We start from the raw sequence: 24,242 nt of genomic DNA on the forward strand, positions 1-24,242 counted from the left end.
TACTACCTTATACTGCTAAACCCATCCCTGCAACTCACGTCGGACCAGTGTTTCAATGACCTTCATGCCTTCTTCGCTGTCGTTGAGGCAAGGGATGTGGCTGAAGTTTTCGCCGCCGTTTTCATGGAAAAGGTGCGCGGCTTCATTGCCGATCTCGTCAACCGTCTCAAGGCAGTCCACGACGAAGCCCGGATTGAGAACCGCCACGGATTTGACGCCCTGTTTCGCGAGATTTTCCACGGTTTCATCCGTGTAGGGCTGGAGCCATTCCTCCGGTCCAAAACGGGACTGGAAGGTGGAACGAAACTGGTTTTCATCCATTCCAAGCCTGATGCGCAACAGGCGCGAGGTTTCCAGACATTGTTCGCGGTAAGGATCGCCCTTGTCGGAATAGCTTTTCGGAATGCCGTGATAGGAAGCCAGAATCACTTCCGGCTTGAAGGACAGTATCGCGAGGTGGCTTTCGATGGAGCGCGCCAGCGCTTCGATATAGACCGGTTCCGTTTCATAAGACGGAATGGTGCGGATTGCTGGCATGAAGCGCTTTTTCATCAGCGCTTCGAAAAACTTGTCGTTCACCGTCGCGGTCGTGGTGGCCGAATATTGCGGATAGAGCGGGAACACGACGATACGCTCGCAGCCCTGTTGCAGCAGGCGATCGGTCACGCTTTCAATGGATGGCTGGCCATAACGCATCGCCCAGTCTACGACGACGTTGGGAATGTCGGTGAGCGCGGTTGCCAGCTTTTCACCTTGCGCGCGCGTATAGGTGCGCAATGGCGACTCGTTCTTCTCGTGGTTCCAGATGCGGTCATAGAGCTTGCCGGAACGCTTGGGACGCGTATTGAGCACGATGCCGTAAAGGATCGGATACCAGAACAGGCGCGACCATTCGATCACGCGGCGGTCGGACAGAAATTCTGCAAGATAGCGCCGCATCGGGGCGTAACTCGTGCCGTCCGGCGTCCCCAGATTGACCAGCAGAACCCCAACTTTGGGTAGTTTGGCCTGCGCGGGCTGAGTTGGGTTCTGTTGCACGGTGTCCATCTTACTCATGAGCCGACTCCTATCCCGCTGGAAAATAGAGCATTTCCAGCAAAAGTTTGAAACGGTTTTACGCGGGAAACGCGCAGTAAGCAAAGGCCAGAAAAAGCGACAAATTACAATCCTGACAATTGCAGACAACAAAAAATTCAAGCGGCGCGAGCATAGCCCGCGCCGCTTGAAGGGGAAGAGATGTTATGTTTCGCTTTAAAGCGGTTCCGGTTAAAACAGAATCTCGGAACCGCTATATCTGTTTGTTTTTACGCATTATCCTGCGCAAAACCGCTACGCACTTTTGCTGGAAATGCTTTAGCTGGTTGCGCGACGGGACAGTGAGAAGCGCGAGCCTGCCGACGAGGTGCAGTTGAGCTGGTTTTGCGAAACCAGAGCACAATTGACCTTGGACGAGGTGCCGCGCACGATCGAGCGCATGTCGATTTCAACGAGCTGCGGCGACTGATAGCGATAATTGCCTTCGGCGAGCCGTTCGTTGGTGTCGGTGGTGCGGGTTTCGAAGATACCGCCATTGAACGACGATACAATGCCGTTTGGATCGACCCAGCTGCCTTCGATGCCACTCGGTGCGCGGGAGACAGTTGGAACATTGCCGCCGACCGGTCCGGTCGTTTCGCAAGCCGCCAGCACAAGCGACATGACGGCAAGTGGGGCAACGATGCGGAAGCTTTTCATGTCCATGCTTTCTCCAAAATGGGGATAATGACGTGTGATGAATCGAAATTTACACGAAAACAAGTCCCCAATGTGAGGATTGGCCGCCAGATGTGTTAATTTATTGGTAATGATGCAAAATCGCCGCGCAGATGCCGGCTTTATGCCGTGAATATCAACCCGAAAGATATAAGCATCAGCAAGACAAGCAGACCCGCCGACCACTTCATCATGCGACTGATAAGGGCGATGCGGGAGGAATTGTTCTTGACGGTGCGAAGTGCTGCGAGGGACTTGGCCGTCTGGTATAGGGCCAGATAAACAACCATCGAGACCAGTCCGATTGTCCATCCCGTCTGCACAAGCTGGCTCGGATGCCCCGGCACGCCCAGAATCCACGGCAGGATCAGCAGCCCGCTGAGCAGGGCTACGAGATCGGGAAAGCGGTCTGCCACTACGCGCCTTAATTGACCGGACATGTCTGGAAAATCACATCAGTTTCGTTCGGATGCGCTGAGGCGCCAAGGCCCGGTCTATGCCGGGCCTTGGCTTCATTGCATCAACGCACCAGCACGTTGCGGAACTGCCATGGGTCCTTGGTGTCGAGGTCTTCCTCGAACAGATGCCCGCGACCTTCCAGTGGCGTCCAGTCGGTATAATAGCCTTTCACGGGGCCAAGATACTGCATCTGGACTTCGAGGCAGCGGCGATAGTCGATTTCGTCAGTTTCAACGATACCGCTTGTCGGGTTTTCCAGCGCCCAGACCATTCCAGCCAGCACGGCGGACGAAACCTGCAGGCCCGTCGCATTTTGATAGGGCGCAAGCTTGCGCGCTTCCTCGACGGTCAGCTGCGAACCATACCAGTAGGCGTTCTTGTCATGACCATAGAGCAGGACGCCCAGTTCGTCCGAACCGTCGAGAATTTCTGCCTCTTCCAGCACATGCTGGACGGGCTGGGCCTTGCCGCCCGCGCCAAACATTTCGTCGAGCGAGAGAATGGCGTCATTGCTCGGATGATAGGCATAATGACAGGTCGGACGGTAATCGAGTTTGCCCTTCTTATCCCGCACGGTGAAGTAATCGGAGATGGAGATCGCCTCGTTGTGGGTGACGAGCAGGCCGAATTGCGCGCCGAGGGTCGGGCACCAGGTGCGAATGCGCGTATTGCCGCCGGGCTGTTCGAGGAAAATTGCCGCCTTCGTGCCCTTCTTCTGCTTGCGTGCATTTTTCGGCTTCCACTTTTCGTGGCTGCCCCAGCCGAGTTCGGCAGGCTGTAAGCCTTCGGAAATGAAGCCTTCGACGGACCACGTATTCCAGAACGTGTTGAACGGTTTCGGTTCCTTTGCGCGCTGCGTGTCGCGTTCGGCGATGTGAACGCCCTTCACGCCAGCCTTTTTCATGAGCTTGGCCCAGCCATTGCGGTCATTGGCCGCCGGTTCGGTGAAGTCGAGTTCGAGTTCCGTCGCCAGATCGACCAGCGCCTTCTTGACGAACCACGACACCATGCCCGGATTGGCACCGCAGCACGACACGGCGGTCGGGCCGCCGGGGTTCTTGCGCTTTTCTGCCAGCAGGGTTTCGCGCAGCGCATAATTGGTGCGCGCGGCATTGTCCATCTTGTCATCGAAATAGAAGCCGAGCCAAGGCTCGACCACGGTGTCGATATAAAGCGCGCCGTTCTTGCGGCTATAGTGCATCAGATCGACCGATCCGGTATCGACCGACAGATTGACGACGAAAGCCTGTCCTTCCGCACCTTTCAGGAACGGGTCCAGCACTTCTGCGTAATTATCCTTGGTGATCGCCTGCTTGACGAAACGAATGCCCTTGTCGTCAAGGATCTTGCGGTTTTTCTCGCTCGGGTCGATCACGACCATCCGCGATTTGTCGAATTTGAAATGGCGTTCTATCAGCGGCAGGGTACCGCGCCCGATCGACCCAAAGCCGATCATGATTACGGGGCCGGTGATCTCGCTATAGACTTGCCATTTCGCTTTCGCCATTTTCTTCCTCTGTGTGAGCCGCAGAAATTGCGGCGTTGCGCTCTGTAACCGTTCGACGGCAGGATTGAAACCGGAACGATAGCACAACTTCATACAAAGAAAGAAACGTCACACCCCTATGACATGCAGACGTGTTTAACGCATTTTAGGATTTTAGCCTTCAATCAGCTTGGCGCGGATCATGCCGCGCAGTGAATTGCCGACGAGAATATTACGCGCGTTTTTGAGATCGTCTACGGAAACTATCCCCTCAGAGACCACGCTGTTGTTCAAAAGCTCGCGGCGCAGAACGCCATCCAGCAGCCCGCAGGATAGAGCAGGCGTCACACAGGTCGTACCGCCAATATCGAGGAAAATCGACGTGATGGTGCCTTCGCAGACCTCATCGCGGTCATTCAGCAGGATGACCTCGTCCACTTCTGCGGAAGAATATTCCTCACGCGCGGCGATATAGGCCTGACGGCACGTGGTCTTGTACCGAAGCAGCGGGTCGTCATGTTTTAGGCGGGTGCGTGCAATCGCTATGCGCCATGTCGTCTGCTGCGGCAGCGGCTCATAATTAAAGGCAGCAACATTGGCGACGCCATCCGGCGCCAGCGTGAGACGCAGTTTCAGGGCGTGGTCGCCGGAGCCTGCATTTTCAATCTGCTGGCGGATGGCGTCCATATTGCAGGAGAAACCAAGTTCGCGCGCGGACTGTTCCAGTCGCGCCAGATGCAATTGCAGCCGCAGAACCCCGGACAGAGGCTCCCATCGCATGGTTTCAATCAGCTGATATTCTGGTTCCGCACTGACGGTTTTTGCCCCGTCGCGAACCGTGCTTTCAGAAGGCATTCCTCATACTCCGCTTGCGCCGTGGAATCGAAAACCACGCCGCCCCCGACATTGAAGATTGCACGATTTTCGTCGAGAAGCGAGATCGTGCGGATGGCGACATTGAAACGCATGCGTCCGCTTGGCTCAATCCAGCCGAGCGAACCGCAATAAATGTCACGTGGGTTGGGTTCCAGCTTGCGCAGGATTTCCATGGCGCTGATTTTCGGCGCGCCGGTAATCGAACCGCAGGGGAAAAGGGCTGCAAATAGCGACCGCAGGGGAATATCGCTTTTCAGCCTTGCTCGTACCCGACTGATCATTTGGTAAACCGTAGGGTAAGTTTCAACCCGGAAAAGTTCTGGCACCTCCAGCGTGCCGACTTCGCTGATGAGCGATATGTCGTTGCGCAGCAGATCAACGATCATGCGATTTTCCGCCTGGTTTTTTGGATCGTTCATCAGAAAGGTGCGATTAGCCTCGTCTTCCTCAGGCGTCGCTCCGCGCGGCATGGTGCCTTTCATGGGATGGGTTTCGATCCACCCATCGGCATCCACCTCGAAGAAAAGCTCTGGCGAACGCGACAGGACTGTCGGGCCGCCGAGATCGCAATAGGTCGCGTAGCGAACCGGCTGACGTGCGGCGAGCGCGTTGAACAGCACCAGCGGATCACCGCCCCATTCCGCATGAACCGGAAAGGTCAGGTTGCCCTGATAGCAGTCACCTTCGCGCAAGTGTCGGTGCAGGCGGTCGAACCGCGTTTCATATTCGGCTGGCGTCCATTCAGCGACAGGAGCGCGCAGATAGGTCGCATTATCATTGCCACGATGATGCAAATCTTCGTCAGACGGCCCGTCGAATACGCCGAAGCACAGCATAGGGGCCTTGCGCCCGGTCGGCAGGAGGGGCTTCAGCTTCGGTTCAAGAAGATAGCCGGCCTCATAGGAAAGATAGCCCGCAAGCCATTTCCCATCCGCATGGGCGTGTTGCATCGCCTCCCATGCATCATCGAATTCATCCGGCTCGTCGGCGCGGATGATGGTCGATGGGGCCGCGAAAAGCACGTCGCGGCCCGCCTTATCGTCCCGAAACAGGATCAGCGGTTTGTTACCCGTTCGGGTCACTGTCGCCTCAGTCTTCTATGGCTTCGAGTTCGTCGATGATGCCTTCGATCACCGACAGACCTTTGCTCCAGAAGTTCGGGTCGGTGGCATCGAGGCCGAACGGAGCCAGAAGTTCCGTGTGATGCTTGGTGCCGCCCGCTTTCAGCATGTCGAAATATTTCTGCTGAAAGCCCTTTTCGGAATTCTGGTAGACGGCATAGAGCGAGTTCACCAGACAATCCCCGAAAGCATAGGCATAGACATAGAATGGCGAGTGGATGAAATGCGGGATATAGGTCCAGAAGGTCTCGTAGCCCGGATTGAGCCGCACCGCTTCGCCGAGGCTTTCGCGCTGCACATCCATCCAGATTTCACCGATGCGCTCCGACGTCAATTCGCCTTCGCGGCGCTCGGTGTGGATGCGGCGCTCGAACTGGTAGAAGGCGATCTGGCGCACGACCGTATTGATCATGTCTTCGGCCTTCTGGGCCAGCATGGCCTTGCGTTCGCGCTTGTCCTTCGTCCGCTCCAGCAGCGAACGGAAGGTCAGCATTTCGCCGAAGACCGAAGCGGTTTCGGCCAGCGTCAGCGGGGTGGAGGCCATCAGCGCGCCCTGACCGCCAGCCAGAACCTGATGCACGCCATGGCCCAGTTCATGGGCAAGCGTCATCACATCGCGCGGCTTGCCCATATAGTTGAGCAGAACATAAGGATGCGCAGATGGCACGGTCGGATGGGCGAAAGCGCCCGGAGCCTTGCCAGGACGCACTGGCGCGTCGATCCAGTTCTTGTCGAAGAAATCCTTGGCAATCGCGGCCATTTCTGGCGCAAAATTGCCATAGGCCGAAAGCACGGTATCGCGCGCTTCATCCCACGAAATCAGGGCCTGCGGGGTTTCCGGCAGTGGTGCGTTGCGGTCCCAGTTTTCCAGCTTGTCTAGGCCGAGCCACTTGGCCTTCAGCGCATAATAGCGGTGCGAAAGGCGTGGATAGGCGTCTTCGACTGCCTTGGCGAGCGCATCCACAACCTCGCGTTCCACGCGGTTTGCAAGGTGGCGACTGTCGGCAATGTCCTGAAAACCGCGCCAGCGGTCGGAAATTTCCTTGTCCTTGGCCAGCGTGTTGGTGATCAGCGTGAAGGTGCGCAGATTGGCGCCGAATGTCTTGGCGAGCGCTTCGGACGCCTTTTTGCGCACCGCGCCATCAGCGTCCTGCAACATGTTCAGCGTCGGTTCGATGGCGAGTTCCTGGCCGTCGATCTCGAAGCGCAGGCCCGACATGGTTTCATCAAACAGGCGGTTCCATGCGCCGAAACCGGTGATCGACTTTTCGTGGAAAAGCTGTTCCAGCTTGTCGTCGAGCTGATAGGGCTTGTCTTTACGCAGATCGGTCAGCCACGGGCGATAATGGCCGATTGCCGCATTGGCATCCATGGCCTTGTCGAGAATTGTATCATCGATGCGGTTCAGTTCGAGACTGAAGAAAATGAGATGCGTGCTGGCGTCGGTCAACTTCTGCTGTACGTCGCCGAAAAGCTTCATGCGCTTTGGATCGGTCGTGTCGCCGTAATAATAGAGCCCGGCATAGGAGGCGATGCGCCCCATCAGTTCGTCCAGCGCTTCAAACTGCTTGATCGCATCGGCAAAATTGCCGCCATCGGCCTTGGCCGCTTCAGCACCCAGCTTGCCCTTCCAGCGTTCTTCGAAGGAGGCTGAATCCTTCATCGCTTTCTCGATATCGCCCTTGAGCTGCGGGCTGTCGGCTGCCGGATAAAGATCGGCAAGGTTCCATTCCGGCAGTGTGCCGAGATCGGCCTTTGCGGTAGCGGCGCTATCGCCGGATGGGGCCAGAACCGGTACGGGAAGAAGTGCGTTGAGCGAAGCAGAGTCTGAAAAACGGGTCATAAGCATTCTCCTATTGGCCTTCTTCTCGCATGTCTTGCCGGGATCGCCAAGAGGGGCAACACAGCGGTACAACCGGTGTTATGTAAGCAGCCAATAAATTGTCAGTAACTTCCGCGATTACTTTTTGGGCGCTTCAAGCATTGAGTGTTTTTTAGCCGAAAATTTTGTGAAACTAGCGTCAGATACTGATTTAAGGTCTTGCAATTGTTGGCGGTTTGGCTCCAAATAGCGCGCCTGGAGCAGTAAACTTTTGTTGATTTTTTAACAGTTTAATGTGTCCGGGCGCGGGAACTCCACAGGTTGATTAAAGCTTTAATGGGCACGCGCATTCTCATAGCGGATGATGATCCGATTCACCGACGCAATATTGAAGCGATGGTCCAGCGCATGGGGTATCGCACGATCCTGGCTGACGGAGGCAATGGCGCGCTTGGTTTCGCGACGCAGCGCAAGGATATTGCACTGATCCTGCTCGACATGGCCATGCCGGACATGGATGGTCTCAGCGTTCTCGCCAAAATGCGCGATGTGGGCGTGACCATACCGGTGATCGTGCTGGTTCAGGGCGAAGACCTGAACAGGGCCTTGCAGGCGGTCAAGCTCGGTGCGGTGGATTTCGTGACTACGCCGGTGGTGCCCGAGCGCGTCCAGCTTTCGATTTCCAATGCGCTGAAACTTGATGCGCTCGCCCACGAGGTGCGGCGCAACCGTTCGCTCAGAACACATTTTCCGCTTTCCGACATCATTGCCAGAAGCTCCGATATGGAGCGGGCGATGGTCGCCGCACGACGCGCTGCCGCATTAGATGCGCCGCTTCTTCTCGATGGGGAACCAGGCAGCGGCAAGGAAACGCTGGCCCGCGCCATTTGCAGCGCTGGCGCGAGATGGCGCGAAACTTTCATCACCGTCGATTGCCGCACACTGACAACGGACAATGTGGACCAGATCCTGTTCGGCGCGCCGGAAAAGCCACGCATGGGCGGTTCCGCGATCACGGGGCCGGAGGGGGTTTTCGGCAAGCTGGCGAGTGCCGATGGCGGCACGCTTTATCTGGATGAGGTCGGGTTCCTGCCGCGTCATGCCCAGATGCGGCTCTATTCGGCCATGCAAACGGGGCAGTTCGAGGCGGCGGGCGTTCAATACCCGTTCAATGCGCGCGTCATGGCTTCCACGACGCAGCCGTTGAGCGATCTGGTGCATACGGGGCGGTTCCATCCGGGCCTTGGCCAGTTGCTGGGGTCGTTCATGTTGCCGGTTCCCGCCTTGCGAAACCGTTCAGAAGATATTCCGGTCCTGCTGCACCATTTCACGATGCGTTTTGCCAGCGAGGAGCGGCGCGGCCATATCACCGGCATTGCGCCGCATGTGCTGGAACGGTTGCGGGTCTATGATTGGCCGGGCAATGTGCGCGAGTTGAAGAATGCGGTTTTCCGCGCCGTTTTGCTGTGCGAGACCTCCGAGCTGACCATGGCGGATTTTGCCGAACTGATGAGCAATGTTGACGGCTGGACGGGTGCGCTCCAGACAGGCGCGAGGGTGGCGACGCATGCCAGTATCGCATCCGGCAGGGTCGCGCCCGGTGTCATCAGCGGCACCAATGCCGATGGCGAAGTGCGGACCCTTGCCGCCGCCGAAGAAGAAATGATCCGCTTCGCGCTGGCACATTACGACGGGCAAATCAGTGAAGTCGCGCGTCGTTTGGGCATCGGAAGGACCACGCTTTACCGGAAGCTCAAGGAATATGGCATTGATGTGACCTCCATATCCGGCAGGGGATTCGATGACGGTCAGGAGGGTGACAGCACCACTTTCCGGCGCTCCGCAGGATAATGAAATCAGTCTAAATATTTGAATTTCAATAGCTTCTAATCTTCGCCTTGGGGCGGAAAGAGTGCCTGTTGCCAATTAAAGACTGTTAATAATTTTTTTACCATAGCGAAAATAGATGCGCTCCTGTGTCTTTTTTGCCATGGTGTTTCCGCATTTGTTGTTCACTAAGCGTCCATTAACCATTAAATCCGACAATTGGATCTATGGCGGAACGAAGCGGATTTCGTGCGGCGCTCAGAAAAGGTCACTTGGAAAGAGAGCTGCGGGCGAGACCAATTGCAACTGTCGTGACTGACAGTTGCCGCGAGTTTCAGACTTGTAGCCTCTGGGGGCGGACAAAACGGTAAGGCGATACGATTCGATGAACAGCATATCGACCATGAAAGCGCGTTTCGCGAATGTCTGGAATAAAACCCGGATCGGTGCGACGACACGTCTGTCTCTCTCGTTTTCCCTTGTTGCGGCGGCAATCGCTTTTGTGGCTTCTCCCACGCAGGCTTCGGCTGAAACCCGCGCCCTCAAACTTTATTACGTCCATACCGGCGAGAAGGCGGAAATCGTCTTCAAGAAGAATGGCCGCTATGTGCCCGAAGGGCTGAAGCGCCTCAACGTTTTCCTGCGCGACTGGCGCCGCAATGAGCCGACCAAGATGGACCCGCGCCTGTTCGATCTGGTCTGGCAGGTCTATCAGTCCACCGGCTCGCGCGAATATATCAATGTGGTGTCGGCCTATCGCTCGCCTGCGACCAACGCTATGCTGCGTTCCAGCACGCGCGGCGTCGCCAAGAAGAGCCAGCATATGCTGGGTCGCGCGATGGATTATTACATTCCGGGCGTCAATCTGGCCAAGTTGCGCGGCATCGGCATGCGCTACCAGATCGGCGGCGTCGGTTATTATCCGCGCTCGGGCTCGCCTTTCGTGCACATGGATGTCGGCAATGTCCGCTCCTGGCCGCGCATGAGCCGTCGCGAGCTTCTGGCACTGTTCCCGGATGGCAAGACGGCCCACCTTCCGGCTGATGGCAAGCCATTGCCGGGCTATGAGCAGGCGCTGGCCATGATCGAGAAGCGCAAGGCCGGTGGCGGCGGCGAGGTCATGGTGGCCAGCAATTCGTCGTCCTCGCGCAAGAGCAAGACGCTGTTTGGCGCGCTCTTCGGCGGTGGTGCGGATGAAGAAGAAGATAATGGCGATGTCGCGGCGCCAGCGACTGCGCGTCCGGCGCGCGCCACGGCTCCGGCCAAGCAGGCTCCAGCCGCAGCGCCGGTGGAAGAAGCTCCGGCTCAGCCGCGGGAAACGATGATTGCCGCATTGCCAGCGCGTGAAGCGCCGGTTCCGATGCAGGCTCCGCGTCCTGAGACTGGTTTGAACGCTCAAACACTCGAATCGCAGGCGCAGACCGGCACTGTTGCCGAGCAAGGTGCCGCTGTCGTCGCCATGAATGTGCCGATCCCGGCGCGCAAGCCTGAAATGGCGCCGCAGGATGCCGTGGCGCTTGCCGCCGCCGATCCTGATGCGGCGGCCCAGGTGGCGGATGCTTCGCCGCTCATGACCGGCTTCGTGCCGATCCCGTCGGCCCGTCCGCAGCTTGAAGGCGACGATGCGCAGGCGCAGCTTATTGCAGCGGTTGTCCCGTCGCAGCGTCCGGAACGTCCGGGTGAGCACCCTGTCGCCACCGGTCAGGATGCAATTGCAGCGCTGGTCAATAATCACGACAATGATGCCGTGGCTGTGGCCGGTGCGGGTTCTTCGCCAACGAATCCGGGTGAAGCGGGTGCTTTGCCCCTGCCGCAGCAGGCACCGCGCGCCGAGCCCAACACCCAGCTCGCAATGCTATCCAAAAAGGATGAAATCGGTGAGCTGATCGCACCGCCGAGCGACGACGATTACGACTCCGAGCCGGTCGCCAAAGTGGAGATGAAGCCAGCTCCGGTTCAGACGGCTTCTCTGGCGCCTGTCGCGGCACCGGTTCAACCGGCAGCCCGCGCCAAGCAGCCTGCCTCAGTTGGCAAGGCGGTCGATACCGGCGTTCGCACCACCGCCAAGGGCGCACGGCGTGTTGCCAAAGCGTCTTCGGCAAAGCCGCGGGCCGTGGTTCAGCCGGCAGCCGTGCATAATGCAGAAATGGCAATGTCGTCGGAATCCATGGCGCAGAAGGCTCCGGTCACCAATCCGGTTCTGCGTAACGATGCGCTGCGCAGTGCCCCAGCAATGGTCTATACGGCTGGCTTCCAGCAGGGTGATCTGCCCAGCGAACGCGCAAACAAGTTCAGCGGCAACGCTGTGACCTTCCTGACGGTCGCAAAATTCACCGCAACGAACTGATTGCCGCAAAGGCATCAAAGAAAAAGGGGCCACGGAGGCCCCTTTTTTATGGTCGGTTTTAGAGCGGTTCCGGTTAAAACGGAATCGTGGAACCGCTCTATCTATTTGTTTTGACGCATTATCCGACACATCGAAGCAGGATCAGAAATCAGTCCAGTGGACTGATTTCCCTGCGTAGGCGCTACGCACTTTTGCTGGAAATGCTCTAGGAACCTCAGCCTTTCAGGCTGGCTGCATCACGTGCAAGCGTGGTGATGGCGTCCCAATCGCCAGCTTCCACGAGTTCCTTCGGGGCAACCCACGATCCGCCGACGCAAATGACGTTTGGCAGCGAGAGATAGGTTTTTGCATTGGCGAGGCTGATGCCGCCGGTTGGGCAGAAGAAGATTCCGGCCAGAGGAGACGAAAGCGCCTTCAGGAAAGATGCGCCACCGGCCTGTTCCGCCGGGAAGAATTTCAGATGCGTGTAGCCTTCTTCGCGCAGCGTCAGCATTTCGCTCGGCGTGATGGCGGCGGGCAAAAGCGGCACGTCGCTGTCATTGGCCGCGTCGACAATCTGTCTCGTCGCGCCGGGGCTGACGATGAAGCGCGAACCGGCCTTTGCCGCCTGTTCATATTGCTTTGCGTTGAGGATCGTACCGGCGCCGACGATGGCTTCAGGCACTTCATCAGCCACAGCGCGAATGGCTTCCAGCGCCGCTGCCGTGCGCAAGGTGATCTCGATGGCAGGAAGCCCACCTTTGGCCAGTGCGCGCGCCAGCGGCACGGCATGTTCTACCTTGTCGATCAGCAGCACCGGAATAACCGGCTGGCCTTTCATGACGGGGACGAGAAGATCGGTTTTCTGGGGCATCGGCTCGCTCGGCTGTTGGAGTATTTCGGCATATTCTGCGGAATGTGCAACGATTCCGCAAAAATGGACATGCACGCAATGTGATAAATCGATTTAAATATAAGAGGCTCACTTGTCCACAGCCGGGACAAGGTTGTTTTCAGGCCGCAGACTTGAAAGTACCAAGCTGTTTTAGCCAGCGCTGATAGGCGGCGGCCATGCGCGTGTCGTAATTGTTGCGGGCGAAAGCGGGGCCATTATAGCGTCTTGCGAAGCTGCGCCAGTCGCAGGCGCGCATGACGTCCACCAGCCCCGCCTTTTCGATGAAGCGCAGCATCAGCCGCACCTGACCGGCAACCGACCCGCGCGCTTCCGCCACCAGCGCATCGACCGAAGCAAAATCGAGCCATTCCCAATGCGCGCCCATGACCTGACCCAAACCCCAGGAGGTGGATTCCAGCGCGGCTTTCTTGTCGAGACCCATGGCGCGTTCCAGCAAAAGCCAACGGCCGCCTTGCGATTTCGGATTGGCGATCTTGCCAGCTTCCGGCGCGGACAGGCCGTTCTTGCGGGCATAGTCGCGGATACGCCCGGAAAGCCTGCGGTCGAAATAATGCCCTTCGAAACGGATTGCCGGTTCCTTTTGTCCATCCACATCGTAAAGCGCGCGACCGCCGCTTTCCACTTCCGCAACCGCCAGCAAGGCCGCCGGATCGATTTGCGCCAGTCTTGCCATGGCGGTCATCGCATCGATGGTCTGTTTGTCGAACATGCATTTCTCCTCTTGGACGGTGGTATTCGTGGCGATTTTCGCCGCATCCGGGGTCGCGAGGATAAAGTTGTCTTGAATTATCGGTGTCCGGGGATTAGTTGCGGGGTAGATTTTCAAAGAAGACACAAACGATGAGCAATTTGCCTTTCACCGTCGCCGCCCTCTATTGCTTTGCGCCGCTGCCGCAATATGAAAGCCTGCGCGAGCCGCTGGCGCAGCTTTGCTGTGGAAACGGCATCAAGGGAACGCTGCTTCTGGCTGCCGAAGGGATCAACGGAACTGTGGCTGGCACAGCCGAGGCGATTGAAAAGCTTGTCCAGCACATCACCGCCATTCCGGGACTCAGCCAGCCGGAACTGAAATATTCCCATGCAAGCGAAATGCCGTTCAATCGCATGAAGGTGCGGCTGAAGCGGGAAATCGTCACGATGGGCGTCGATGGTATCGATCCGCTGAAAAGCGTCGGCACCTATATTGCCCCGCAAGACTGGAACGCCCTGATTGCCGACGAAAATACGGTCGTTGTCGATACGCGCAACGATTATGAATATGCGATCGGTACGTTCGAGGGCGCTCTCGATCCGCAGACCAAGACTTTTCGCGAATTTCCGAACTGGGTAGAACAGAACCGCGATAAGCTGGAAGGCAAGAAGATCGCCATGTTCTGCACCGGCGGTATTCGCTGCGAAAAGGCGACGGCCTTTGTGAAAGGCCTCGGCTTTGACGAGGTCTTCCATCTGAAGGGCGGCATTCTCAAATATCTGGAAGAAGTCCCGCAGGAAGAGAGCATGTGGAACGGCGAGTGCTTCGTGTTCGACGAGCGCGTAGCCGTTGGCCATGGCCTGACCGAAAGCGACGTGGAGCTTTGCCGCGCCTGCCGTCGTCCGATCACGCCAGAGGACAAGCTCTCGAAGTTCTTCGAGGAAGGTATTTCCTGCGCCGGTTGCTATGATGAGCGCACGCCGGAAGATCGCGCCCGTTATGCCGAGCGTCAAAAGCAGATCGGTCTCGCCAAAGCGCGTGGACAACACAAGCATATCGGCAGTTGAGCCTTCTTTAGCCACTAGCCAAACAAGTTGCACCGCATTATGGTGACGCCGATTTCGGAACGAACTGAATTCGTTACGGAATTTTGGGCGGCTTTTGCATGGACGCCCGTGCATCAAGGGTCTGACGGCATCCGGGTCGCGTTTGCCTCCATCACACCCATCATCGCAAAAAAGCGCGCCGGTTCATTCCGGCGGATGATGGTGTTTGTCCGTTCAAACGGGCAATATGGAGGGTAGTCATGAAAAAACTTATCGCCGCATTTCTTATCACAATTGCCGCTGACACCGCTTCGGTCGCGCATGCCGCCGAAAAGGTAACGGTCTTTGCCGCCGCGAGCATGAAGGATGTGATCGAAGAAGCCGCCAAGCAGATCAAGGCCAAGGACGGCACGGAAGTGGTCGCTTCCTTCGCGTCTTCGTCGGTCCTGGCCAAGCAGATCGAACAGGGCGCACCGGCGCAGATTTTCATTTCCGCCGATCTCGACTGGATGGACTATGTCGAGAAGGCCAATGCCATCGACACGGCGTCGCGCAAGGTGATCGCAGGCAATGCGCTGGTTATCGCCACACAGAAGGATACGGCGAAGGCCGATGTCAAGGAACTGTTGAGCGCTGGCCGTTTCTCCATGGGCGATCCGTCCAACGTGCCTGCCGGTAAATACGGCAAGGCCGCGCTGGAAAAGCTCGATATCTGGAAAGATGTCGAGAAGAATGGCGTCTTCGCGGAGAATGTGCGCGTTGCCCTGCAATATGTCAGCCGTGGCGAAGTGAAGGCGGCCATTGTCTATGCTTCCGACCGCGCTGCAGCGCCCGATCTGGTGGAAGCCTACCGGTTCCCGGCAACCAGCCACGCGCCGATCCTCTATCCGGCGGCTCTCATTGAAAAGAATGAAAACGATGCCGCCAAGGCCTTCCTTGCTTTCCTTGAAAGCGATGCCGGTCAGGCGATCATCAAGGACAAGGGCTTTGTCGGCGCTGCGGAGGCGGGCAAGTGATGATGGAAGTTGGCGTCTGGCCGATTGTGCTGCTGTCACTCCGGGTTGCCGGAATTGCCATCCTCGTCGCTTTGCCAGTCGCGTTCCTTGTCGCATGGATTCTTGCTCGGTTCGATTTTCCGGGCAAATCTCTGGCGCAGGCGCTTGTGACCATGCCGCTGGTTCTGCCGCCGGTGGTCACAGGCTATCTGCTGTTGATCCTGTTCGGTGCAAGAGGGGCGTTCGGCGCACCCATGCAGGAATGGTTCGGCCTGTCCTTTTCCTTTCGGTGGACCGGTGCTGCTCTTGCCGCCGGTGTCATGGCGTTTCCGCTGCTCGTCCGTCCGATCCGCCTGTCGATTGAAGGGCTGGATCGTGGGCTTGAAGAAGCGGCGCGGACATTGGGCGCCAGCAGGCTTGTGGCCTTTTTCACCGTGATCCTGCCGCCGCTTTTGCCGGGCGTTCTGGCGGGTGCCGTGCTTGGTTTTGCCAAGGCGCTGGGTGAATTCGGCGCGACCATCACCTTTGTTTCCAATATTCCCGGCGAGACGCAAACCCTCTCGCTTGCGATTTATGCTTTGATGCAGACGCCATCGGGCGACGCTGAAGCCTTCCGACTGATTGCCATATCGGCTGCGATTTCCATCATAGCCGTCGTGCTGTCCGAATGGTTGCAGCGCAGGCTTGCCGGAGATGCCAAATGAGTGGGCTCTTTGTTTCCATTAAGGGCCGTAATGGCAAATTCGCCGTTGAAGCCGATTTTGCAGCGGGTGGTGGCGTGACTGCGCTATTCGGGCATTCGGGGGCGGGCAAAACCACGCTTTTGAAGATGATCGCCGGAACGTTGCGCCCGGAAAGCGGTCGCATCGCGGTTGGCGATTTTGCGCTGTTCGACGCCGATAAGGGCATTGATCTGCCACCGGAGAAGCGGCGCATCGGCTATGTCTTTCAGGAAGCCCGCCTGTTTCCGCATATGAGTGTCAAGCGCAACCTGACCTATGCGCGCTGGGCGGGACACCGACAGGCCACGCGCAATTTCGATGAGGTGGTAACGCTTCTCGGCATCGAACAGCTTCTCGACCGTCGCCCAACGACGTTATCGGGCGGCGAGCGCCAGCGTGTCGCTATTGGCCGGGCGCTGTTGTCAGATCCGGCACTACTGCTGCTGGACGAGCCGCTTTCCTCGCTGGATCATGCGCGCCGACAGGAGATATTGCCCTTTATCGAGCGGTTGCGTGACGAAAGCCGTGTGCCGGTTGTCTATGTCAGTCACGAAATAGACGAAGTGGCGCGGCTTGCCGATGAGATCGTGCTTCTTTCCGGCGGCAAGGTGACGGCGAGCGGCGGGGCGGCTTCGATATTTCCGCTGATCGATGAAGGCGATGGAGCCGGCGTGCTGCTTGAAGGCACGGTCGCCTCTTATGATGAGAGCTACAAGCTGGCGGAAATCGACCTTGGTGGCGCGTCGTTCCAGTTGACGGATACGGGGCTGAAACAGGGTATGCATGTGCGACTGCGCGTGCGGGCGCGGGACGTTTCTCTGGCGCGTCAGGCGCCAGACGCAATCAGCATTCGCAATGTGCTGCCGGTCATCATTACGGGCATCGAAGCAGGCGAGGGGCCGAACGCGCATGTCTCCCTCGACTTTCAGGGGCGGCATCTGGAGGCGCGTCTGACGCGCCGCTCGGTGGACGATCTGGGCTTGCGGGCAGGCGAACGGGTGGTTGCCTTGGTGAAGGCTGTCTCGGTGGACCGGGCTGCCATTCGGTAAAAATGAAACGGCTACAATAATCTGGTTTGCGTGGCACTGCTTTTATGCTCCTGTCTTGCTGACTGGGAGAACAACATGACTGATTTGCAGAACTGGACGCCACGCCCGAAACCTGAACGCAAAGTGCTGGAAGGGCGCTATGTGCGCCTTGAACCGCTCGACCCGCAAAAGCATGGCGACGAGCTTTTTGCAGCGTCGTCGGTGACTGACGCCGACCAGCGTTTCACCTGGTTGTTCGAATTTCCACCCGCAACCCGCGCGGAATTCGAGCCTTGGCTGGACAAGGTGTCAAAAAGCGAGGACCCGTTGTTCTTCGCCGTCATCGACAAGGCCAGTGGCAAGGTGGCCGGTCGCCAGACCCTGATGCGCATTGATCCTGTGCATGGCGTGATCGAGATCGGCAATATCTATTGGGGGCCGCTGATTTCGCGCAAGCCCGCGGCAACGGAAGCGCAGTTTCTGTTCATGCAATATATCTTCGATGAGCTTGGCTATCGTCGTTATGAATGGAAGTGCAACAACGACAATGCGCCGTCCAAGCGCGCAGCGGAGCGTTTCGGCTTTACCTTCGAGGGGATTTTCCGCCAGCATATGGTGGCCAAGGGCAAGAACCGCGACACGGCCTGGTATTCGATCCTCGACAGTGAATGGCCTGCGCTCAAGAAAGCCTATCAGGCATGGCTTGCACCGGAAAACTTTGATAGTGACGGCCAGCAGATAAAGAGATTTGAGGAGTTCCGAAATCTTGGCTGAACCGCAGAAAAGCCATCCGGCCATCGCCGCCGCCGTCATCCTGATCGGTTTCGGGGTACTCGCTTATTTTGTGCCGAGCATCATGCTGGCACTGGGCGCGCGCTCGCATGTGGCCGCCGCAATCTTCGCGATTGTTTTCGTGCTGGGTTTCTTCGCCATTTTCTGGCTGCGCTCACGCCGCCAGAAAAAGCAACGATAGACCCAACTCCAGTCAGTGCAGGTCCTTTGTATAGACGAATTTGGGCATGCTCCAGTTGAAGCGCAGCGCCAGAAGTCGCAGAACAAGCCCGGCCGCCATCGCCACGAAGGCGGCGGGACCGTGCGGCACATTCAGATATAGGCCGCCGAGAAAAATGCCGCCGGTGACGACTGACACGGTGGCGTAGAGCTCCGAGCGGAACAGCAGTGGCACATCGTTGCACAGCACATCCCGCAACACGCCGCCGACGCAGCCGGTGATCATGCCTGCTGCAATCACGATGATGATCGGCATATTCATGCCAAGCGCCACGCCGCAGCCAATCACCGTGAACACCACCAGGCCGATAGCGTCGAGGAAAAGGAACATCTGCCGCAGGCGATGCATATGGCGCGCGATGAGGATGGTGGCCAAAGCAGCAAAACCGGTGATCACCAGATAGCTCGGATGCTGCACCCATGACAGCGGATGATGATCAAGCAGAACATCGCGTACCGACCCGCCGCCAAGGGCGGTTACACAGCCAAGCAGGAACACGCCAATCCAGTCCATTTCCCGACGCCCGGCGGCCAGCGCTGCTGTCATGGCTTCGGCGACAATGGCCGTGATATAGAGCACGTGAATGAGTTCTTCGCTTGCCGCGCCGCCCATACGTTTTTCCTCGTCTGATTGCTCAGGCGCAGTATTGGCCTCTATACGGATAAGATTTGATAAACAAAGCCGATAATGCCGACTAACGGAGCGGATGCCGTGAGGGCTAGTAAAGCTTCAACGGTTGGATTTGTGGATGCTCGCAAAAATATTGGCCGCGAGATAGCTTTCATCGAAGCTGCAAATCTGCATGAGCGCCGTCCGGTTGAGGAATTTCACCTCATTGTTCCGGAAGGTCAAGAGATTGTCCTCCCGCAGTTCGCGGAGCATCCGGTTGGTGTGGATCGGCGTCAAGCCGAGCGCATCGGCCAGTTCGCTCTGGGTGATGGGGCAATAGAAGCCGTTCTCGTCGCCGGTGCCATTGGCCCGCGCGCGATAGCCCAGTTCAAGCAGAAGATGTGCAACGCGCGAAACTGATGCGCGTCGTCCCAGACTGATCAGATGTTCCAGCAGGATGGTGCGCTGGCGCGCCGTCATCTCCATGAAAGCCATGGCCAGACGCGCCGATTTCAGCATGTTTTCAACCAGCGTATCGAGGTTGATTTCCAGCACCGAAATGTCAGTGATTGAAAACAGCGTGTAATAGTTGAAGCCCAATCCCGTGCGGAACCCCAAAAGGTCGCCCTTCATAGGAAAGTCGAGGATCTGCCTGTCGCCATTCGGCAGGTCGCGATAGATGCAGCACCATCCGCTATTGATTATAAGCACCGAATTCGTCCAGTCACCCTGTCTGGATATGATCGTATGTGGCGCATAGTGCCTGGTCGAAACCGGCATCGATCGCAGAACATTCAGGTCATTCGCCTCGAAGGTCGCATCGATGGGTGGGTTCTTGAGAAGATTGAGCAGCGTGTTGTCTTCGTTATTCAGCCCCATCGGCGTTACCAGGTGCGTGGTTTGGAATATCAGGATGATTGCCCGGCTCGTCCTGCACGAAAAGCGTCATATTCGATGACCAAGCTTCCGTGAGGGGCAATGATTTTGCAAGAGGGCATTTTCTACCACTAATTGGGTAGAATAACGGATACACCCTAAACCATATTTCTATTCGCCCGTTAATCTAGGTTAATGACAGCCCGGGGGAGTTCGGCAATAATTTAGAAAAATAAGAAATATACAAGATCTTAGGGCGACTGAATACAATCATAAAATAGAACACGATGTAATCCTTGTGTTTAATTGCGATTAAACATGGAAGAGGGTTGCGTTCTTAAAAGATTCAGAGGGCGTTAAAATGAATATTTCTGCACAGTTCAAGGATAAGGACGAGAGCCTCAACTCTCGCAATGTGTATGGGGGCCGCGTTGCTGATCAGCGTGACTTTACCAAGGAAAGGGAACAGTCCCTGATCGTCATCATAGACAGCCGCGCCTTGGATCGCGAATGTCTGGCGCATGGACTGACCAATAATTGCGCCGATATGGCCATTGCAACCTTCAGTTCCTTCGAGCAATGGCAACATCAGCGTCGCAGCCGGACCGCTGCCGCTGTTCTCTTCAATGTGGGCGGGCAGAAAGTATCCGATCCGGCGGTCGGCAATTATCTGAAATCACTCGTTTCCGAATGCGCGCCTGCGCCGGTGATCATCCTTGCCGACAAGGAAGAAATATCGCAAGTCGTCCGCGCGCTGGAGCATGGCGTGAAGGGCTATATCCCCACCTCGGTCAATCTCAATGTCTGTATCGAAGCTTTGCGTCTCGCCATGGCGGGCGGCACTTTCGTCCCGGCGAGCAGTGTTCTGGCGCTGCGCCATGCAACCGACACGGGCGCGCAGCGTATTCAGCCGCTGGGCGGCATGTTCACACAGCGGCAGGCCGAGGTCGTCAATGCGTTGCGTCGTGGCAAGGCCAACAAGATCATCGCCTATGAGCTCAAGCTGCGCGAAAGCACGGTGAAAGTGCATATCCGGAATATCATGAAGAAGCTCAAGGTCACCAACCGCACGGAAGTAGCCTGCATCATCAACGAGCTTTTCCCTTCGGAAACTTCATTTTCCGACCTGCAATAGCCGTCCAATCCAAGCTGATCCTCCCGTGAAGGAGCATTGTTGTGATTATCTCCGACGTTTCATCAGGAAGCGCGCGGCAGCCGGTTGCCGACCTTCTGGATACTGTCAAGCGCAGAAGACTGATGCTGACCGTGCCCATTCTCGTGGGCATAGGGGCCGGTTTCCTCGGCTATATGAATGCCCCGGTCTCTTACGTCTCGGAGGCCGTGGTTGTTCTGGACATGCGCCGTCTACAGGCGCTTCCAAGTGAAAGCGCCATCACGCCGCTGCCGCAGGATAGCCCGGTTTTGCGCTCCGAGCTTGATATCATCAATTCGCGGATGATGGCGCGTAAGGTCATCGATATCCTGAAGGCGGACGGCTTCACGGTGCCGCCCGCGGCGGCGCAGGATAGCGATCCGGCGACACAGGAGCGGCAGCAGATCGACCTTCTGCTGTCGCGGTTGCAGGTTACCAATGACGGTCGTTCCTATACGATCTTCATTTCGTATCGTGCATCCGATCCGGTCTATGCGGCCAAGGTCGCCAATGCATTCGCGACCGCCTATCTCGACCATCAGGTGGATGTGCAGCAATCGGCGGCCAAGCGCGTCAGCGAATGGCTTGGCGAAAAGCTGGTCACATTGCGCAACGATCTTGAAACCGCCGAACGGGCGGCGGAAGATTTCCGGCAGAAATCCGGTCTGGCAGGCGATCAGGGGCAGATGACCTTTCAGGCGCAGCGCGTTGCGGCCTTGAATACGGAGATTGTGGCGGCAACCGGGGCTGTGTCGTCCGCAGAAGCCCGGTTGCAGACCGCGCAAGCTCTGAAAGGCAGCAGCGATGCGCCGGCCCTGGCAGAAGTTTTGGCCTCGCCGGCCATCCAGCAATTGCGTAATGAAGAGGCGCGTGTTGAACGCCAGCTGGGCGAGCTGCAATCGAACGGTGCTTTGAAAAGCGCCGAGATTCCGGTTTTGACGGCAGAGCGGGATGCGCTGCGACAACAGATTGTCGGGCAGGTCGATCAGATCGTGCAGAGCCTTGGCAATGAAATCCAGATCGCCCGGCAAAGGCGGTCAAGTCTCGAAGAGGCGCTGAAAGCCGCTGAAGCGGACCTTGCCAGCGCCAATCAGGCGCAGGTAACGGCGGCGCAGCTCGACCGCGAAGCTAATGCCAGCCGCGTTGTCTATGAAAGTTATCTGACGCGGTACAAGCAGCTGATCGAGCAGGACGGTATCGCCTCGGCAGAAGCGCAGCTTATTTCCAGCGCCGAACCGGCGATGGCCAAGGCAAGCCCGAAACTGATCAACTGGCTGCTGCTCGGCATCGGCTTGGGCGGGCTTTTTGCCGTTGCGGGTGCGATGCTGAAGGAGACCTTCGATCGGATCAGACCGGCGCAGACTTCATCGCTCGCTTTGCCGGGAATTCCGGCGGCAACCTTGCTGCCCAATACGCCGCGCCTGACCGTACCTTTGCTGATCAATGGCGGGCTGGACCCGGCCAGCGCTTTCGGGCGCGCAATCAAGTCCGTGCACGATCGTCTGCGGGCGTTGACGCGAGGACGCGATTCACTCGCTCTATCCGTCATTTCCCTGTCCGATACCGACGGCAAAAGTCTGGTAATCACGGCGCTGGCACAGCAATTTGCCGCGAGCGGTGTTTCGATAGCGGTGATTGATGCGACCAATGGCCAGTCCGGCCTTTGTGCGGCTTTCGGTCTGCCTGTTGGTGATTTGCAGCCACCCGCTACAGCCAAAAAGCTGAGTGGTGCGGCACTGATTCACGATCATGGCTCGGGCATCGATATCATCAGACCGCATCGACCAGCCCCGGAAGGCGACTGGCTGGGCGGGCTCATTGCGCAGCTGCGCGCCGATCACAAGATCATCCTGGTGGATTTGCCGCCCTTCAAGGAAGACAAGCGGTCGGTTCTGATGTCGCGCGCCACGGATACAGCACTTCTTGTGGTCAGCGATGACCGGCGCGATTCCGGTGCAACCAATGCGCTGGTGCAAACGCTGGCCTCTTTTGGCCGCAAGCCCGCGCTTGCCGTCGTCAGTCAGGCCCCGGCGATCTACACGGGACGGGTGGCCGACATGTTGGCGACAGCCCGTGCCCTGCTGTCGGCGCTATTCAAGCGTGGCCGGTCTGTGCCGGACCCGACCCAGAGACAGATATAGGAGGGGGAGCCATGCCAAAGATCATAGATAGGCACCGCTTCGCCCGTCATTTGCAGGCATCGGTGTTTTCCGCCGCGCTGTTGTTCGGCGCGGGCAATCTGGCGCTGGCCGAGGGGCAGATTTACCGCGTCGGAGCGAATGACGTGCTGCAAGTCACGGTTTATGGCCAACCTTCCCTCACCGGGCTCTATCCCGTCGATGTGGATGGCAATATCGGTTACCCGGTTGTCGGCAACGTTTCCGTGCGCGGACTGACGACGATTGAAATCAGTCAGAGGATCGCCGCATCCCTGTCGCAGCATATTCCGGGTCTGACGGTGACGGCGACGATCAATCAATATGCGCCGGTCTTTGTTGTCGGCGATATCAAGTCGCCCGGCAAATATGAGTACAGGCCGGGTATGGTCGCGCTGGAACTGATGGCGCTCGGCGGTGGCGCGGGCAAGGGCGAAGCGCCCGCCATGACCGCAGGGATGCAGCTGATCGCTGCACAGCAGGAATATTCCGATCTGCAATTGCAGATTGCCGCCCAGACAATCCGCCGTGCGCGCCTGGCTGCCGAATTGCAGGGGGGCGAGTTCGACTACACTCCATCGCAGCAATCCAACGTATCGAAAGACGATCAGGTGATGGTCCAGCATATGCTGGAAGGCGAACGCACGCTGTTCGACGTGCGCCGCACCAATATGAAAGCCGAGCGGCAGGCGCTGGAAGCGCAGGTCGCAAGTTATGGCGACGAAATCCGCACATTGCAGGAAAGCATCAAGCTGCATGATTCCGAAATCCAGCTGTTGCAGGAAAATGTAGATTCCAGCCGGTCGTTGGTCGATCGTGGCCTTGCCGCCAAATCGAACCTGCGTGATCAGGAACGTGACCTGTCGGCGACCCGCCGCGATGCGCTGGAGCTGGCGTCATTTCTGGCGCGGGCGCGGCAAAACCAGCTCGCCGTGCAGCAGCGTATCGCCAATCTGGAAGAGGTCCGGCGCAGCGATGCGGCAACCAGCTTGCAGGAGGTCGATCTCAATCTGGCGCGGATGGAGCGGCGCAGCGGCGCGCAAATCCAGACCATGGCGGAAATCGCCAAGTCTTCCGGCAATATCTCATCATCCGATATGCGCAAGAAGCTGATCTTCACGATCAGCCGCAGCGTCAATGGCTCGTTTCAGGACATCGTCGGCAACGAGCGGACGGAAATCAAACCGGGCGATATTCTGCGTATCGAACTCGATATGAGCAAAATCAACACGTCGCCGTCGTAGTGAGCCGTTTCCCTCATCCTGAGGAGCCGCCGCAGGCGGCGTCTCGAAGGAGGCGAAACGGCTGGCAAACATATCAATTTCCATCTGGAACCCTCGTGCTTCGAGACGGCGCTGCGCGCCTCCTC

Annotated in this window: 22 protein-coding genes; 11 read left to right on the forward strand and 11 right to left on the reverse strand. The window is 57.8% G+C overall.

Annotated elements, in window-relative coordinates; all coding sequences use genetic code 11:
* Positions 1–15 precede the first annotated feature (15 nt).
* The 7 genes from hemH to FIC94_RS00880 form a co-directional block, all read right to left on the reverse strand.
* The gene (gene hemH, locus FIC94_RS00850) at positions 16–1,056 is read right to left on the reverse strand and encodes a ferrochelatase (protein WP_140023592.1); all 1,041 of its coding nucleotides are present in this window, start codon (positions 1,054–1,056) and stop codon (positions 16–18) included.
* Positions 1,057–1,353: 297 nt separating this feature from the next.
* Positions 1,354–1,734: an outer membrane lipoprotein Omp10 gene (omp10, locus tag FIC94_RS00855; RefSeq protein WP_109368022.1), complete on the reverse strand. Its 381-nt coding sequence runs from the start codon at positions 1,732–1,734 to the stop codon at positions 1,354–1,356.
* A 140-nt stretch (positions 1,735–1,874) separates the two neighbouring features.
* The gene (locus tag FIC94_RS00860) at positions 1,875–2,168 is read right to left on the reverse strand and encodes a hypothetical protein (protein ID WP_235891929.1); all 294 of its coding nucleotides are present in this window, start codon (positions 2,166–2,168) and stop codon (positions 1,875–1,877) included.
* A 104-nt stretch (positions 2,169–2,272) separates the two neighbouring features.
* Positions 2,273–3,718: a homospermidine synthase gene (locus FIC94_RS00865; RefSeq protein ID WP_140023594.1), complete on the reverse strand. Its 1,446-nt coding sequence runs from the start codon at positions 3,716–3,718 to the stop codon at positions 2,273–2,275.
* 153 nt (positions 3,719–3,871) lie between these two features.
* Complete coding sequence (locus FIC94_RS00870; RefSeq protein WP_121538734.1) at positions 3,872–4,552, reverse strand: aminotransferase class IV family protein; 681 nt, start codon at positions 4,550–4,552, stop codon at positions 3,872–3,874.
* Complete coding sequence (locus FIC94_RS00875) at positions 4,486–5,655, reverse strand: aminodeoxychorismate synthase component I (RefSeq protein ID WP_140023595.1); 1,170 nt, start codon at positions 5,653–5,655, stop codon at positions 4,486–4,488. The genes FIC94_RS00870 and FIC94_RS00875 overlap by 67 nt, the downstream gene beginning before the upstream one ends.
* A 7-nt stretch (positions 5,656–5,662) precedes the next feature.
* Positions 5,663–7,543 (reverse strand): M3 family oligoendopeptidase, encoded by a 1,881-nt coding sequence (locus FIC94_RS00880; protein ID WP_371830878.1) that lies wholly within the window; start codon positions 7,541–7,543, stop codon positions 5,663–5,665.
* 309 nt (positions 7,544–7,852) lie between these two features.
* Between FIC94_RS00880 and FIC94_RS00885 the strand changes: the two genes are divergently transcribed.
* On the forward strand, positions 7,853–9,367 hold the full coding sequence (locus FIC94_RS00885; protein WP_140024005.1) for a sigma-54-dependent transcriptional regulator: 1,515 nt from the start codon (positions 7,853–7,855) through the stop codon (positions 9,365–9,367).
* A gap of 379 nt (positions 9,368–9,746) precedes the next feature.
* The gene (locus FIC94_RS00890) at positions 9,747–11,690 is read left to right on the forward strand and encodes a peptidoglycan L,D-endopeptidase MepK (RefSeq protein WP_371830885.1); all 1,944 of its coding nucleotides are present in this window, start codon (positions 9,747–9,749) and stop codon (positions 11,688–11,690) included.
* Between the two features lie 214 nt (positions 11,691–11,904).
* On the opposite strand, the gene FIC94_RS00895 is transcribed toward FIC94_RS00890, so the two are convergent.
* Both FIC94_RS00895 and FIC94_RS00900 read right to left on the reverse strand, forming a co-directional pair.
* Positions 11,905–12,543 carry a 2-dehydro-3-deoxy-phosphogluconate aldolase gene (locus FIC94_RS00895; protein ID WP_140023597.1) on the reverse strand — a complete coding sequence of 213 codons (639 nt, stop codon included), beginning with the start codon at positions 12,541–12,543 and terminating at the stop codon, positions 11,905–11,907.
* 139 nt (positions 12,544–12,682) lie between these two features.
* Positions 12,683–13,294 (reverse strand): N-acetylmuramidase family protein, encoded by a 612-nt coding sequence (locus FIC94_RS00900; RefSeq protein ID WP_140023598.1) that lies wholly within the window; start codon positions 13,292–13,294, stop codon positions 12,683–12,685.
* 131 nt (positions 13,295–13,425) lie between these two features.
* On the opposite strand from FIC94_RS00900, the gene trhO reads away from it, so the two are divergent.
* From trhO to FIC94_RS00930, 6 genes are all read left to right on the forward strand, one after another.
* Positions 13,426–14,343, forward strand: coding sequence for an oxygen-dependent tRNA uridine(34) hydroxylase TrhO (gene trhO / locus FIC94_RS00905; protein WP_140023599.1), 918 nt, complete (start codon positions 13,426–13,428; stop codon positions 14,341–14,343).
* A 239-nt stretch (positions 14,344–14,582) separates the two neighbouring features.
* Positions 14,583–15,338: a molybdate ABC transporter substrate-binding protein gene (gene modA, locus FIC94_RS00910; protein ID WP_140023600.1), complete on the forward strand. Its 756-nt coding sequence runs from the start codon at positions 14,583–14,585 to the stop codon at positions 15,336–15,338.
* Positions 15,338–16,021: a molybdate ABC transporter permease subunit gene (gene modB, locus FIC94_RS00915; RefSeq protein ID WP_140024006.1), complete on the forward strand. Its 684-nt coding sequence runs from the start codon at positions 15,338–15,340 to the stop codon at positions 16,019–16,021. The genes modA and modB overlap by 1 nt, the downstream gene beginning before the upstream one ends.
* A complete protein-coding gene (gene modC / locus FIC94_RS00920; protein ID WP_140023601.1) occupies positions 16,018–17,088 on the forward strand; it encodes a molybdenum ABC transporter ATP-binding protein in 1,071 nt (356 codons plus the stop codon). Before modB ends, modC begins: the two co-directional genes overlap by 4 nt.
* 75 nt (positions 17,089–17,163) lie before the next feature.
* Positions 17,164–17,841, forward strand: coding sequence for a GNAT family N-acetyltransferase (locus FIC94_RS00925; protein ID WP_140023602.1), 678 nt, complete (start codon positions 17,164–17,166; stop codon positions 17,839–17,841).
* On the forward strand, positions 17,834–18,040 hold the full coding sequence (locus tag FIC94_RS00930) for a hypothetical protein (protein ID WP_109367705.1): 207 nt from the start codon (positions 17,834–17,836) through the stop codon (positions 18,038–18,040). The genes FIC94_RS00925 and FIC94_RS00930 overlap by 8 nt, the downstream gene beginning before the upstream one ends.
* A gap of 12 nt (positions 18,041–18,052) precedes the next feature.
* Here the strand turns inward: FIC94_RS00930 and FIC94_RS00935 are convergent, their stop codons facing one another.
* Entirely contained in the window at positions 18,053–18,691 is a 639-nt protein-coding gene (locus FIC94_RS00935; protein WP_109367704.1) for a trimeric intracellular cation channel family protein, read from the reverse strand.
* Positions 18,692–18,808: 117 nt separating this feature from the next.
* Positions 18,809–19,567, reverse strand: a complete 759-nt coding sequence (locus FIC94_RS00940; protein ID WP_109368019.1) for a Crp/Fnr family transcriptional regulator — start codon at positions 19,565–19,567, stop codon at positions 18,809–18,811.
* A 358-nt stretch (positions 19,568–19,925) separates the two neighbouring features.
* On the opposite strand from FIC94_RS00940, the gene FIC94_RS00945 reads away from it, so the two are divergent.
* Genes FIC94_RS00945 through FIC94_RS00955 form a run of 3 tightly spaced genes read left to right on the forward strand, consistent with a single transcriptional unit; the run spans position 19,926 to position 24,117 of the window.
* Positions 19,926–20,699, forward strand: coding sequence for a response regulator transcription factor (locus FIC94_RS00945; protein ID WP_109367703.1), 774 nt, complete (start codon positions 19,926–19,928; stop codon positions 20,697–20,699).
* Between the two features lie 41 nt (positions 20,700–20,740).
* A complete protein-coding gene (locus FIC94_RS00950; protein WP_140023603.1) occupies positions 20,741–22,858 on the forward strand; it encodes a GumC family protein in 2,118 nt (705 codons plus the stop codon).
* Between the two features lie 11 nt (positions 22,859–22,869).
* A complete protein-coding gene (locus FIC94_RS00955) occupies positions 22,870–24,117 on the forward strand; it encodes a polysaccharide biosynthesis/export family protein (protein ID WP_140023604.1) in 1,248 nt (415 codons plus the stop codon).
* Positions 24,118–24,242 lie beyond the last annotated feature (125 nt).

The sequence above is a fragment of the Ochrobactrum teleogrylli genome, from assembly GCF_006376685.1.
In the GTDB taxonomy this organism is placed as follows: Bacteria; Pseudomonadota; Alphaproteobacteria; order Rhizobiales; family Rhizobiaceae; genus Brucella; species Brucella teleogrylli.

What these genes read in the sequence shown, in the direction of transcription:
- FIC94_RS00955 (WP_140023604.1), top strand. Translation starts at nt 22,870, where the DNA reads ATGCCAAAGATCATAGATAGGCACCGCTTCGCCCGTCATTTGCAGGCA.
- hemH (WP_140023592.1), bottom strand. Translation starts at nt 1,056, where the DNA reads ATGAGTAAGATGGACACCGTGCAACAGAACCCAACTCAGCCCGCGCAG.
- FIC94_RS00940 (WP_109368019.1), bottom strand. Translation starts at nt 19,567, where the DNA reads ATGGGGCTGAATAACGAAGACAACACGCTGCTCAATCTTCTCAAGAAC.
- modA (WP_140023600.1), top strand. Translation starts at nt 14,583, where the DNA reads ATGAAAAAACTTATCGCCGCATTTCTTATCACAATTGCCGCTGACACC.
- FIC94_RS00885 (WP_140024005.1), top strand. Translation starts at nt 7,853, where the DNA reads ATGGGCACGCGCATTCTCATAGCGGATGATGATCCGATTCACCGACGC.
- modB (WP_140024006.1), top strand. Translation starts at nt 15,338, where the DNA reads ATGATGGAAGTTGGCGTCTGGCCGATTGTGCTGCTGTCACTCCGGGTT.
- FIC94_RS00880 (WP_371830878.1), bottom strand. Translation starts at nt 7,543, where the DNA reads ATGCTTATGACCCGTTTTTCAGACTCTGCTTCGCTCAACGCACTTCTT.
- FIC94_RS00895 (WP_140023597.1), bottom strand. Translation starts at nt 12,543, where the DNA reads ATGCCCCAGAAAACCGATCTTCTCGTCCCCGTCATGAAAGGCCAGCCG.
- FIC94_RS00925 (WP_140023602.1), top strand. Translation starts at nt 17,164, where the DNA reads ATGACTGATTTGCAGAACTGGACGCCACGCCCGAAACCTGAACGCAAA.
- FIC94_RS00900 (WP_140023598.1), bottom strand. Translation starts at nt 13,294, where the DNA reads ATGTTCGACAAACAGACCATCGATGCGATGACCGCCATGGCAAGACTG.
- FIC94_RS00890 (WP_371830885.1), top strand. Translation starts at nt 9,747, where the DNA reads ATGAAAGCGCGTTTCGCGAATGTCTGGAATAAAACCCGGATCGGTGCG.
- FIC94_RS00945 (WP_109367703.1), top strand. Translation starts at nt 19,926, where the DNA reads ATGAATATTTCTGCACAGTTCAAGGATAAGGACGAGAGCCTCAACTCT.
- FIC94_RS00935 (WP_109367704.1), bottom strand. Translation starts at nt 18,691, where the DNA reads ATGGGCGGCGCGGCAAGCGAAGAACTCATTCACGTGCTCTATATCACG.
- modC (WP_140023601.1), top strand. Translation starts at nt 16,018, where the DNA reads ATGAGTGGGCTCTTTGTTTCCATTAAGGGCCGTAATGGCAAATTCGCC.
- FIC94_RS00870 (WP_121538734.1), bottom strand. Translation starts at nt 4,552, where the DNA reads ATGCCTTCTGAAAGCACGGTTCGCGACGGGGCAAAAACCGTCAGTGCG.
- omp10 (WP_109368022.1), bottom strand. Translation starts at nt 1,734, where the DNA reads ATGAAAAGCTTCCGCATCGTTGCCCCACTTGCCGTCATGTCGCTTGTG.
- FIC94_RS00865 (WP_140023594.1), bottom strand. Translation starts at nt 3,718, where the DNA reads ATGGCGAAAGCGAAATGGCAAGTCTATAGCGAGATCACCGGCCCCGTA.
- trhO (WP_140023599.1), top strand. Translation starts at nt 13,426, where the DNA reads ATGAGCAATTTGCCTTTCACCGTCGCCGCCCTCTATTGCTTTGCGCCG.